Source organism: Paenibacillus sp. NFR01 (genome assembly GCF_900111565.1).
GTDB lineage: Bacteria > Bacillota > Bacilli > Paenibacillales > Paenibacillaceae > Paenibacillus_AQ.
The window spans coordinates 2,250,507-2,262,046 of sequence record NZ_FOIK01000001.1 but is presented as its reverse complement, the minus strand read 5'-3'; the positions used below and the strand labels follow the sequence as shown (position 1 = coordinate 2,262,046).

At 56.9% G+C, this 11,540-nt stretch carries 10 protein-coding genes and 1 other RNA gene; 9 read left to right on the top strand and 2 right to left on the bottom strand.

All coding sequences use genetic code 11. From position 1 onward, the window contains the following. Positions 1 to 30: 30 nt before the first annotated feature. The 5 genes from rpoD to rnpB all read left to right on the top strand — a co-directional run bounded on the left by rpoD (position 31) and on the right by rnpB (position 4,431). Positions 31 to 1,164 (top strand): RNA polymerase sigma factor RpoD, encoded by a 1,134-nt coding sequence (gene rpoD, locus BMW84_RS10475; RefSeq protein WP_091067468.1) that lies wholly within the window; start codon positions 31 to 33, stop codon positions 1,162 to 1,164. A gap of 91 nt (positions 1,165 to 1,255) precedes the next feature. Next, complete coding sequence (locus tag BMW84_RS10470) at positions 1,256 to 2,080, top strand: hypothetical protein (protein ID WP_139209611.1); 825 nt, start codon at positions 1,256 to 1,258, stop codon at positions 2,078 to 2,080. Beyond that, positions 2,077 to 2,856 (top strand): tRNA (adenine(22)-N(1))-methyltransferase, encoded by a 780-nt coding sequence (locus BMW84_RS10465; RefSeq protein ID WP_175498731.1) that lies wholly within the window; start codon positions 2,077 to 2,079, stop codon positions 2,854 to 2,856. The genes BMW84_RS10470 and BMW84_RS10465 overlap by 4 nt, the downstream gene beginning before the upstream one ends. Further along, positions 2,832 to 3,947, top strand: a complete 1,116-nt coding sequence (locus tag BMW84_RS10460; protein WP_091067462.1) for a Nif3-like dinuclear metal center hexameric protein — start codon at positions 2,832 to 2,834, stop codon at positions 3,945 to 3,947. The genes BMW84_RS10465 and BMW84_RS10460 overlap by 25 nt, the downstream gene beginning before the upstream one ends. 74 nt (positions 3,948 to 4,021) lie before the next feature. Continuing rightward, positions 4,022 to 4,431, top strand: an RNA gene (gene rnpB / locus BMW84_RS10455) — RNase P RNA component class A. Between the two features lie 122 nt (positions 4,432 to 4,553). On the opposite strand, the gene BMW84_RS10450 is transcribed toward rnpB, so the two are convergent. Next, positions 4,554 to 5,777 carry an aminotransferase-like domain-containing protein gene (locus BMW84_RS10450; RefSeq protein ID WP_091067460.1) on the bottom strand — a complete coding sequence of 408 codons (1,224 nt, stop codon included), beginning with the start codon at positions 5,775 to 5,777 and terminating at the stop codon, positions 4,554 to 4,556. 93 nt (positions 5,778 to 5,870) lie between these two features. Here BMW84_RS10450 and BMW84_RS10445 point away from each other — a divergent pair, with 93 nt between their 5' ends. Then, positions 5,871 to 7,313 carry a MocR-like pyridoxine biosynthesis transcription factor PdxR gene (locus BMW84_RS10445; protein WP_091067457.1) on the top strand — a complete coding sequence of 481 codons (1,443 nt, stop codon included), beginning with the start codon at positions 5,871 to 5,873 and terminating at the stop codon, positions 7,311 to 7,313. Positions 7,314 to 7,350: 37 nt separating this feature from the next. On the opposite strand, the gene BMW84_RS10440 is transcribed toward BMW84_RS10445, so the two are convergent. Beyond that, complete coding sequence (locus BMW84_RS10440) at positions 7,351 to 9,240, bottom strand: S8 family peptidase (protein ID WP_091067455.1); 1,890 nt, start codon at positions 9,238 to 9,240, stop codon at positions 7,351 to 7,353. Between the two features lie 183 nt (positions 9,241 to 9,423). On the opposite strand from BMW84_RS10440, the gene BMW84_RS10435 reads away from it, so the two are divergent. The 3 genes from BMW84_RS10435 (at position 9,424) to BMW84_RS10425 (ending at position 11,393) form a co-directional block, all read left to right on the top strand. Further along, positions 9,424 to 9,921 carry a YpuI family protein gene (locus tag BMW84_RS10435; protein WP_091067453.1) on the top strand — a complete coding sequence of 166 codons (498 nt, stop codon included), beginning with the start codon at positions 9,424 to 9,426 and terminating at the stop codon, positions 9,919 to 9,921. Positions 9,922 to 10,094: 173 nt separating this feature from the next. Beyond that, the gene (locus BMW84_RS10430; RefSeq protein WP_091067450.1) at positions 10,095 to 10,505 is read left to right on the top strand and encodes a hypothetical protein; all 411 of its coding nucleotides are present in this window, start codon (positions 10,095 to 10,097) and stop codon (positions 10,503 to 10,505) included. A 171-nt stretch (positions 10,506 to 10,676) separates the two neighbouring features. Continuing rightward, entirely contained in the window at positions 10,677 to 11,393 is a 717-nt protein-coding gene (locus tag BMW84_RS10425; RefSeq protein WP_091067448.1) for a lytic transglycosylase domain-containing protein, read from the top strand. Positions 11,394 to 11,540 lie beyond the last annotated feature (147 nt).

Below are 11,540 nucleotides of genomic sequence, written 5' to 3'. Positions count from 1 at the left end.
GGATGAGACTAGGGAGGAGGGAGTCGAATTATGGCGAACGATCAGCACACTGAACTGGAAACGGAACTCACACTGGATCAGGTTAAAGATCAGCTTATTGAGTACGGAAAGAAAAGATCGTCACTGAATTACAAAGATATCATGGAGAAACTGTCGCCATTCGATCAGGACCCCGAGCAAATGGAGGAGTTCTACGAACAGCTGAGCGACCTCGGTATTGAGGTTGTGAACGAAAACGACGATGAAGGCTCTCCGCTGCGCCAAGGCGAGGACAACGAAAACGGGGACAGCGACGATTTCAGCTTTGATGACGACCTCTCTCTGCCGCCGGGCATCAAGATCAACGATCCGGTCCGGATGTATTTGAAGGAAATCGGCCGCGTTCCGCTGTTGTCCGCCGACGATGAAATCGAGCTGGCGATGCGGATCAAGAACGGGGACGAAGAAGCGAAACGCCGGCTGGCGGAAGCGAACCTGCGTCTCGTAGTCAGCATTGCCAAACGTTATGTCGGCCGCGGCATGCTGTTCCTGGATTTGATTCAGGAAGGCAATATGGGTCTGATCAAAGCGGTCGAGAAATTCGACCACAACAAAGGCTTTAAGTTCAGTACCTACGCCACCTGGTGGATTCGTCAGGCGATCACGCGGGCGATTGCCGACCAGGCGCGGACCATCCGGATTCCGGTGCATATGGTCGAGACGATCAACAAGTTGATTCGTGTCTCCCGTCAGCTGCTGCAAGAACTGGGACGCGAGCCGTCGCCGGAGGAAATTGCCGCCGAAATGGAACTGACCGTGGAAAAAGTGCGGGAAATCATGAAGATTGCCCAAGAGCCGGTATCGCTCGAAACGCCGATCGGCGAAGAGGACGATTCCCATCTGGGCGATTTCATCGAGGATCAGGAGGCACTTGCGCCTGCGGATGCGGCTGCTTACGAATTGCTCAAGGAGCAGCTGGAGGATGTGCTGGACACGCTCACAGAGCGCGAGGAGAATGTGCTTCGCCTGCGTTTCGGTCTGGATGACGGACGGACGAGAACACTGGAGGAAGTCGGAAAAGTATTCGGCGTTACCCGGGAACGGATCCGTCAGATCGAAGCCAAAGCGCTGCGCAAACTGCGTCATCCAAGCCGCAGCAAGCGGCTTAAGGATTTTCTCGAATAGGATTTGCGCTGGACCTTCTGCTGCACGCGGCAGGAGGTCTTTTTGCTTGGATTAGCCAAGAGCTGGATGGATTCACATGCGGGGGGAGCCGGTGATTCTGGAAAAACGTGAGATTATTTTGAGAGAAATCCAATACTGGCGGAGAAGCAAGCTGCTTCCGGAGCAGTACTGCGATTTTCTGACCAATCTGTATAACGACGATAAAGAAATCAAAGACAGCAACCCGGTTTCGCTTAAAAATCTGGGGCAGGGAAGCGTCAAAGTCTGGCTGTTTGGTTTTGGGATAATTTCCTTGATTTTCTTGATTAGTCTTTATTTTAGCGTTTTTCCCTGGCCATTGCAACTTGCGACAGCGCTCTGCGTACTGGTCGTCTGCTACGGTTATGCGGCACTGTACCGGGATCGGAACCTTGTCATCAGTCTCATGCTAGCGGGTGTTGGCAGCGTGCTGACGCTGGGCTTTGGCTTATGGATGATCTCCCTGCACAAGCTGGACCCGGATCTGTGGCGCCCGGCACTGATCGCGTTTTGCGGTCTGCTTTGGTGCGTGCTTGGGTTTACGCTGCGGATCGGACTGCTGCAGTATTGCGGTTATGCTTTTTGGGCTTTGCTGTACGCCGGATTCTTCGGGGATAAACGTCCGGATGCTTCGATGCTCGAGTTGGAGCTGCTATGGCTGCCGCTCTGCGTGCTGATGATCTGGCTGAGCTGGCTGCTGCACCACCGGGTGGCCGGTGTGTCGGGCGTGTTCCTGGGTGTCGGCGTTTCGCTGTGGCTGATGCCGGAAATCGATGCTTTGTGGCTGAGACAGGATTACCCGGATTGGGTACCCTTATTGTTAATCGGAAAAGTGGCAGTGGGCCTTGCGCTGCTGTTTATTTTCCGTAAAAAATGGATAACGTGGGTGGCTTCATGAACAATGTGAAATTATCGGACCGGCTGAGTAGGGTGCTGGACCAAATCCCGGCCGGCAGCCGTCTGGCCGACATTGGCTCGGATCATGCGCTGCTGCCGGTGGCAGCGGTGCAAGGCGGGAAGGCGGTATCGGCCATTGCCGGCGAAGTGAATCCCGGGCCGTTCGAGGCGGCCAAACGCGGCGTCGCCGAAGCGGGTCTGGGACGCGTCATTGATGTGCGCCGCGGCGACGGGCTGGAGGTACTGGAAGCCGGCGAAGCGGACTGCGTCACTGTATGCGGGATGGGCGGTGCGCTGATTGCGGCCATTCTGGACCGCGGAACGGCACTGGGCAAGCTCCACGGCGTGAAGACGCTGGTGCTTCAGCCCAATGTCGGCGAAGAAATTCTGCGCGCCTGGCTGGTGGAGCATGACTGGGTGCTGACCGGCGAGCAAATTCTGGAGGAAGACGGCAAAATCTATGAGATTCTGACGGCGGCACGCGAGGATGCGGCTGCCGGTTTGACGAACGATGCGCTATACCGTACGCGGAAGCTGGCCCACGGTGAGCTGCTCTGTGACCGGGAACGGATGCTGCAGATGGGACCTTGGCTGCTGGAGGCGCCGAATGCCGTATTCGCGGCCAAATGGCGCAGCGAGCAGGCCAAGCTGGAGGGTATTCTGCAGTCGTTATCGCGTTCGGAGCTGGAATCCGCCGAAGAGAAGCGGAATCAAATCCGCGGACGGATGACGTTAATTTCGGAGGTGCTGGCATGCTTGCCAAAGGTCAAACCGTAATTCAATATATGGAGCAGCTGGCTCCAAAACATTTGGCGGAGGAATGGGACAATGTCGGGCTGCAGCTTGGCAGCCTGCAAAAGGAGATTACCGGCGTGCTGGTTGCGCTCGACGTCAACGAACAGATCGTCGATGAGGCCATCGCCTTGGGCTGCAACCTGATCCTGGCGCATCATGCGATCATTTTCCGCCCGATTAAAGGCATTCTGACGGATACGCCGATGGGGCGGCTCTATGAGAAGCTTGTCAAGAACGATATCGCCGTCTACATCAGCCACACCAATCTGGATGTCGCCGAGGGCGGCATGAACGACTGGATGGCGGAGGCACTCGGTATCGAAGGCGGCGCGCCGATCAAAGATATCCATACCGAACAGCTGTCGAAGCTGGTGGTATTCGTGCCGAAGGATCATCATCAAAAAGTGCTGGATGCGATCCTGAACGCCGGTGCGGGTTGGATCGGCAATTACAGCCATTGCAGTTTCAATATCGAAGGCTATGGCACGTTTGTTCCGCGCGAGGGCGCAGAGCCCTACATCGGCGAGACGGGCAAAATGGAGCGGGCGGAGGAAATCCGCATCGAAACCATCGTTCCGCAGCCGATCCGCAATAAGGTCGTGCAGGCCATGCTGAAGGCGCATCCGTATGAGGAAATCGCCTATGACCTCTACCCGATGGATCTCAAGGGCCGCAGCTTCGGTCTCGGCCGGGTCGGCAAGCTGAAGGAGCCGCAGACGCTCGGTGAATTCGTGGATACCGTCAAGCAAGGCCTGAACGTGCCGCATGTCCGCGTCGTCGGCGATTTGAACCGGCCGATCCGCAAGGCGGCCGTCATGGGCGGCTCCGGCGCGAAATATTACAGCAGCGCCGTCTTCAAAGGCGCCGATGTCCTGGTGACCGGGGACATCGATTACCATACGGCGCAGGATGCCGTGCTGGCTGGGCTGGCGCTGATCGACCCGGGCCATAACGCGGAGAAGATCATGAAGGTTAAGGTCGCCGAATGGATCAAAGCCAAGCTGGAAGAGCACAAATATGCGACAATGGTCCATGCTTCGCAGATCGAAACGGAACCATTTGCGTTTATGTAAATTCTTCTTGTAAAATCTATAATTAACACTTGTGCCGGCTTGCCTCACTCTGTATAATATACAATGTTGTTCGGGAAGTTTGACAGACAATCGCCGGCGGCTTTGACCGCGGGAGGAAAGTCCGGGCTCCACAAGGCAGGGTGCTGGATAACATCCAGTCGGCGCGAGCCGAAGGATAGTGCCACAGAAATGGACCGCCGATGGCCGCTTTCGTGCGGCACAGGCAAGGATGGAACCGAGGTGTAAGAGACCCCGAGGAACGCTGGTGACTTCGTTCCTGGTAAACCCCATCTGGAGCAAGACCTAATGAGACGCAGCGCACCCTTTTTAGGATGCGCAGCCTTCGCCTGAGGCGCGTCTAGGTTGGTCGCTGGAGCTGTGCAGTAATGTACGGCCTAGATAGATGATTGTCGCTTAAAGTGGGAGGGTAGTTCCCGTTTGAACCACAAGGAGCACAGAACCCGGCTTACGGCAAACTTTCCTAACTGACAACTAATATGCATTTTGATCGATGTTGCCGATGCAACTGACAACAGGCAGCCCTCAAGACGATCCGCAAGGATGGCCGAGAGGGCTGCTTTTTTGCGTTTTCAGTTTAGCACGGGTTTAGGCGCGGGCTTCTGTCCGGCGGTGCGCATCATATTGCGCCACCGCCTGCTCGAGCCGCGAAATGGCGAGCGGCACCAGCTCCGGCGGCGTATGCGTGAAATTCAGCCGCATCGTGTTGTGCAGCGGCCCGGCGGCATAGAATACCTCGCCGGGCACGAAGGCGACGCCTTGTTCCACGGCGTAGGGCAGCAGTTCCGCGGTGCGGATATGCCCGGCCAGCGCCAGCCAGAGGAACATGCCGCCGGCCGGCTCGCGGAAGGCGGCGTCCGGCAGCGCCGAAGCGCGCAGCCCGGAAGCCAGCCGAAGCATCCGTGCGTGGTATTCGCGCGAGATCCGGCGGATGTGACCGTCCAGGTCAAAGCGCTGCAGCAGCTCGTACAGCGCGCGCTGGTCGATCGTGCTGGAATGCAGGTCCGCCGCCTGCTTCGCTTTGGCGACGGTGCGGATCAGCTCCTGCGGGCCGACGAGCCAGCCGGTGCGCAGAGCCGGAGCGACGATTTTGGAGAAGGTGCCCGTATAGACCACTATGGATTCCCCGCCGCTGCTGCGGTCAAGGCCGGCGATCGCCGGCGGGCGGGCGCCCGGCGTTTCATCGAAGGCAATCTCCCCGTACGGATTATCCTCCAGGATCAGCACGCCATATTTGCGGCAGAGCTCCAGCACTTGCTCGCGGCGTTTCCTGCTCCAGGTTGCTCCGGTCGGATTATTGAAGGTCGGCACCGCATACAGCAGCTTTGCCTTCCACTGAAGGATCTGCCGCTCCAAGTGATCCGGCAGCATGCCTTCATCGTCGCTCTCCACGGCGTGGATCGCGGCCCGGTAAGAGCCAAGCACCTGCAGCGCGGCTAAATACGTCGGCGCTTCCACGAGCACGGCATCGCCGGGATCCAGCAGCATTTTGCAGACCAGATCGATAGCCTGCTGGGAGCCTGTGGTCAGCAGCAGATCGTCCGCTCCGGCGGGAATGCCTTGCGCCGTCAAGCGGGCGGCAACGGCCTCGCGCAGCGGGGTATAGCCCTCGGTCAAACCGTACTGCAGCGCCGAAGCGTCTACCGAAAGCGCTTGGGCGTAGGCCTCGCGCACCGCTTCCAGCGGAAACGTCTCCTCGGCGGGCAACCCGCCGGCCAGGGAAATGATGTTGCCGCCCTGGGTCAGCTTCAAAATTTCGCGGACTGCCGATGATCCAAGATGCTGCGCTGCCTGGGAATAAGGAATTTTCATGAATGGAACCTCCCGTAGCCTTGATTTTGTAGTATCATAGCGGCATAATGCTATAACAGTAAAGCAATGAATATAACAGTGGGGGCATGCCAGATGCATATGGAATTGCGGCGCGGCGGCGGAAAACCGCTGCCCCGGCAAATCAGCGAAACGTTGGCCCAGCGGATTACCTCCGGCCTGCTGGCCCCGGGAACTCAGCTGCCGTCCGTCCGGCGGCTGGCAGCCGAGCTGGCGGTGAGCCAGGTGACGGTTAGCAAAGCCTATGAGGAACTGGAGAAGCGGGGCCTCCTGGATTGCCGGCAGGGAAAAGGCTGCTACGTCGCCAACCGGCAGCTTAGGACTCCTGACGAAGGAAAGAGCTGGGCGGACGAATACGGGGACTATTTGCCGCGCGCGCAGCTGTGGCATAATTTCGACTCGTCTGCGGTCCATTATTCTTTTCATGTAGCCGCCATCCACTCGAGCTTGCTTCCGCTTGCCCCGGTAGGTGCCGCAATGGCCAAGCTGGTGCAGGAGCAGCCTGAACTGATGGCGGAGTACGGCAATTTTCAGGGCGACCTGGACTTGCGGGAAGTCATGGGCCGGCATTTGCAGGTGCGGGGAATGCAGGTGACTTCGCGGGATATCCTGATCACGAGCGGAGCGCAGCAGGGAATCGATCTGGTGGCCCGGACGTTTATCGGGCCGGGAGACGCCGTGTACATGGAAGCGCCGGGCTATACCGGGGCGATCGACGTTTTTGCCGGCCGCGGGGCGGAGATCATTCCGGTACCGGTCGATGAGGAGGGCATGCGGGTAGACATTCTGACCCGGTTATGCGACCGCCGGCCCCCGAAGCTGATCTACACGAATCCTTCGTTCCAGAATCCGAGCGGCGTGACCATGAGCATGCGAAAAAGACAGCGGCTGCTGGAGCTTGCCCGCAGCTACCGCTGTCTCATCGTCGAGGATGACCCCTTCAGCGACTTGTATTTCCATAAACCGCCGCCGCCGGCGATCAAGTCGCTGGACGGCTCGGGCCATGTCGTTTATTTGAAAAGCTTCAGCAAGGTGCTCGCTCCCGGGAGCCGCATTGCCTGCGTGGCCGCCGAATCCGGCATATTGTCCCGCCTGATCGCCGCCAAATCGTCCAGCGACCTCGGCAGTCCGCTGCTGACGCAAAAGGCGGTGCTGCCTTTTATCCGGGATGAATACGAGCCGCATGCGCGCATGCTGCGCAGCGCCCTTCAAAGACGACGGGACAAGGCGATCCGTCTGTTACGCGCCTATGCGCCGTCCGGCGTAACCTGGAACACGCCGGACGGCGGGCTCAACCTCTGGCTGAAGCTCCCCCCTGCCGCGGATGTCATCCGGCTGCACGGGGAAGCGGAGGCTTCGGGCATCTCGTTCCTGCATGGAGAGGTCTGTTACGCCGGAGAAGCGCCTCCCGGCCATATCCGCATTTGTTATGCGCAGATGTGGGAGGATGAGATGGCCGAGGGGTTGCGGCTTTTTCTGGTGCTGCTCGCGAAGCATCTCCGCAGCGCGGCCGAATAACGGCCTCCCGGCACTGACCGATGGTAAGGGCGGCTTTTTATTTGCCTTCCTGCAGCCGCTGCTGCAGCGTCTTCATCTGCTGGCCGACATGCTGAGGGAACAGCTGCAGCGGCACTTCGCCGCCGGCGGCCTGCAGCGTCCGGTAAATGTCGACCTGGCCCCAGCCGTAATATTTGTCGTGGCCCGGGTCGCCGAGATCGATTGTATTGGCCGTCATCAGATCCATGACTTCCTTGTTGGTCAAAGAAGGATTCATCGAGCGCACCAGGCCGGCAAGCGCGGCTACATGCGGGCTGGCCATGGAGGTGCCGGACAATGCCGCGTACTGGCTGCCGGGATAAGTGCTGGCAATGCTTTCTCCGGGGGCGGCGACATCGACATAATCCCCGTAATTGGAGAAAGAGGCACGCTCTCCGGAGGCGTTCGTGGCCGCGACGGCCAGCACTTCAGGATAAGCGGCCGGATACCCCGGACGCTCCGTGTTGTCGTTCCCCGAAGCGGAGACGATGACGACATCCTTGTTGTAGGCGTATTTGATCGCGTCATGCAAAAATTCCGAGTCGGCATAGTTGCCAAGGCTGAGGTTGATGACTTTGGCGCCGTGATCCGTAGCCCAAATAATGCCTTCTGCGACGGAATAGGTCGTCCCTGCGCCTGAGCTGTCGAGCGCTTTGACCGGAAGGATTTTGTTGTACCAGCTGATGCCCGCAACGCCTTCGCCGTTGTTGACGAGAGCGCCGATGATGCCGGCCACATGGGTACCGTGGCCTACGTCGTCATCGGGAACCGAGCCGCTGGTCAGCGCATTGTAACCGGTCAGCAGCTTGCCGTTTAAGTCGGGATGGTCCGCCTGAACGCCCGTATCCACGACGCCGACGATAATATCCTTGCTGCCCCTGGAGATATTCCAGCCTTTCCCGGTCTCGATCGCCGGCAGATTCCACTGATAGTCGGAGAACAGCAGATCGTTTGGCGTAATTCCGTTCGGCTCCAGATTTTCGGCCGCCGCTTCATTGGTTAAATACATGAAGTGGGGCTCCACATATTGCGGCTGCCATTTACGGGCAAAATAAGCCTTCAGCCGGGCATAATCCATCGATTCGGAACGGAAAATATAGGCGTAGCCCAGCTTGCGCGGTTCCTTGCAGGCGATATCCGCCGAAATGGTCTTCAGTTCCGTATTGGAGGGATGCCCGCTTTGGAAACGGACGACGATTTCATTTTCGTAAAAATGGCTCGCGTTTTCGTTGTCATGCCCGGTTTTGACCGTAATATCCTTGAGCGTATCGGCATGTACCGACTCCACGCGGAACTTTCCTTCCTTTGGATAAGGGATGAGGCGCAGATTTTTCAATTGGTGATCGGCAACGCGGTCGAGAATCTGTTGGCTGATCAATGCGATAGCGCCGGAATCGGTTTTTGGATCACGCTGCGCGATAAAATAATATTTTTTACCCCCCATCACAAAGGAAGAGGATTCGTAGGAATCTTGGGATTTGCCGGCTTTTTTGGCCGCTTCCAGTTGTTTGCTCAGGAGCTTGTGTTCTTGATCGGTGACATCCGGAAGCTTGGACTGAAGAACATGGGTTTTGCCGGTGCCGTAATCGGCTTTGAGCAGCATGGCGATATGCCCGTGTCCCTGCTGCAGGCGCTGTGCATATGCTGAAAGACCGGCAGGGGGCATTCCCGCCGTTTCGGCCAGCATGGCCTGCATATGTTTGCGGACGTCGGCCCGGTTCAATTGATCCGTTGCCGTAACATCCTGCGTCAAATGCTCTTTTTTCAGTGTTTTTTCCGACGAGGGATTCGGAACGGACGCCTGCCTGAGTGTCCCGCCGTTCGTCTGCGGACGCAGCAAAACCGTAAGCAGTACCAGGGTGAACGCCGCTGTGGCGATACCGGCAAAAAGCATGTTTTTCCGTGACATAGTTCCCGCTCCTTCAAGCTTTTGTGATAGCTGTAGGGTTCGGAGGGGAAGGATGTTTTATGCATCCAGAAAAGGATACCGCGTCCCACAGATTTATGTTAAGATCAAAAAGTAAACGCCTTCTCAAGTATGAAAAATTGGCCCAATGTCCGGCCAGGACTAATTTAAGGGGGAGCAACCGCCATGTCAGCAGCCAATGTGCACAATTTGTGTGAAACTACGAGAGAGAAATTGAAATCCGTCATCGGAAAAATGGAAGCCTTCCTGAACGAACACGCGCTGCCGCAGCTGGTTAACGACGAGGATGAAGAAACCGTTGTTTTCTATAAAGGATTTTTGTCCGACCTGCGCCATTTGCTTGTCTTTTCGGAAATGTCTTACGAGAAGCTGGGAATCGCGCTGCGCCGCGCCACCTTCGACGAAGCTTTCGCCCAAAAGGCGCTTTACAATGTATACCACTACGGGGTAAACAATTTCTTTTATCCGAAAAATGAAAGTTACTCTGAAGACGGCCGTTACGCTTATACCGGCCAGGACGCGATCCGTTTCCGCAAAAAACCGGTGCGCGCCGCCCGCGATATCATTTTGGACATCACCAAGGTGTACGAAGAACTTCGCGACGATCTGACCTACTACGAAAACGATTATTTGACCGAAAAACGGATGCAGAACCAGGTTTAGACGAATTCTGTCTCCATTCCAGAGAACCGTGCCTGTTCGGCGTTATGCCGGCGGCCGGTTCTTTTTTTGCAGAATAGAGGGAAAAACCGCTGGACATAATGAAGCTTAAGCAACGTTGACGGACAACCCGCCATTATTTGCATCCTAAGCTGATGTTCAGGAGGCCATTACCCATGGATACACATGAAGACCGCCCGGGCGAAAACGGCACCCCGCGGAGAAGAAAAATCATCCTGCGTCCACGAAGCCGGGTGGATTACCCGCGTCGCGATAAATCTTTAAACGAAGAATATGCGGCTGAAGTCAGTCCGCTGCCCGCCCATGTTCACCGCATGAACGAAGGGGAAAAGCAATCCGGCCAAGCGGGCGCTGAACCCGAAGCCGGCATTCAGAAGCTGGGCTATTTCGGTTTGGGCTTCGGCATCGCTTCCCTGTTTATCTGGTCGATCATTCTGGGGCCGGTTGCCGCCGTGCTGGGCTATTTCGCCTACGGCCGGGGGGAGAGAACGACCGGTGCCTGGGCGATGGGGCTGGGTCTGGTGTCCACGCTAAGTTACTTCGTGATGATTCCGTTCGTGCGCTAAAACGTTCCTGATCCACCCTGCTGAAACAGGCTTGAAGACCTATCTTTGAGGGTCTCAGGTCTGTTTTTTTGTGGAGAACTGTAGCATAATGGTGCAGAAAATTGTAAAATAAAGGCGCAAATAAGGTCATCACCCCGCTAGAACGGGATTTGTATAAAGGAAGGTGTACCGATGGATGTCAATTCGGTTTCCGCGGGCGGAACGGGACAGCTGAAATGGGTCAATTTAAAAAGCGTAAGCACCGGCGAATCGGGGAACTCCGGGAGCGTGGGCGGTACTTCCGTAAGCTCAGCCAAGGATTTTGCCGCATTGCTTCAGGGTTTGGCGCTTAGCGGAAGCAGCGGTTTGGGCAGTTTATCTTCGTCCTCGGGCGATGAAGATTCCTCCATATCCAGTTTGTTATGGCAGCAGCTCGGTGGAACGGGCCTGTCATCTTACGGAGACATTTCCGGGGAAATAACGGATACGGTGCCAACGGAATACGAGGGGCTGATTCAGGCGGCAGCCGCCAAATACGGCGTCCCTGTTGATCTGATCAAAGCGGTCATCGATACGGAATCCTCGTTTAATCCGAATGTCGTCTCCTCGGCAGGAGCCAAAGGTCTGATGCAGCTGATGGATGGCACGGCGAATGGGCTGGGCGTGTCCAATCCGTTTGATCCGGCGCAAAATATCGACGGCGGCGTCAAATATTTGTCGTATCAGCTCAAGCGATATGGCGGCGAGGAAAAGATGGCGCTCGCGGCTTACAATGCCGGACCGAGACGGGTGAACGACCTCGGCGTCAGCAATGACAGCCAGCTGATGGCCAAGCTGTCCGAGCTGCCGAAGGAAACCCAGGCCTATATCGCCAAGATCGAGCGGGCGCGGGCTCAGTATACAGGTTAAGGCTCATAGGAAAGTTCGTCCAGGCGTGACGTCGTGAAAGATCAGGACGTCGTTGCGGATGTTTGTTATAATAAAGATCAACGGATTTTGGTGTCCGCAGGGACCCGGAATCCGCTGGTCTTTTTTTATTAAGATTTTGGGGAGTCC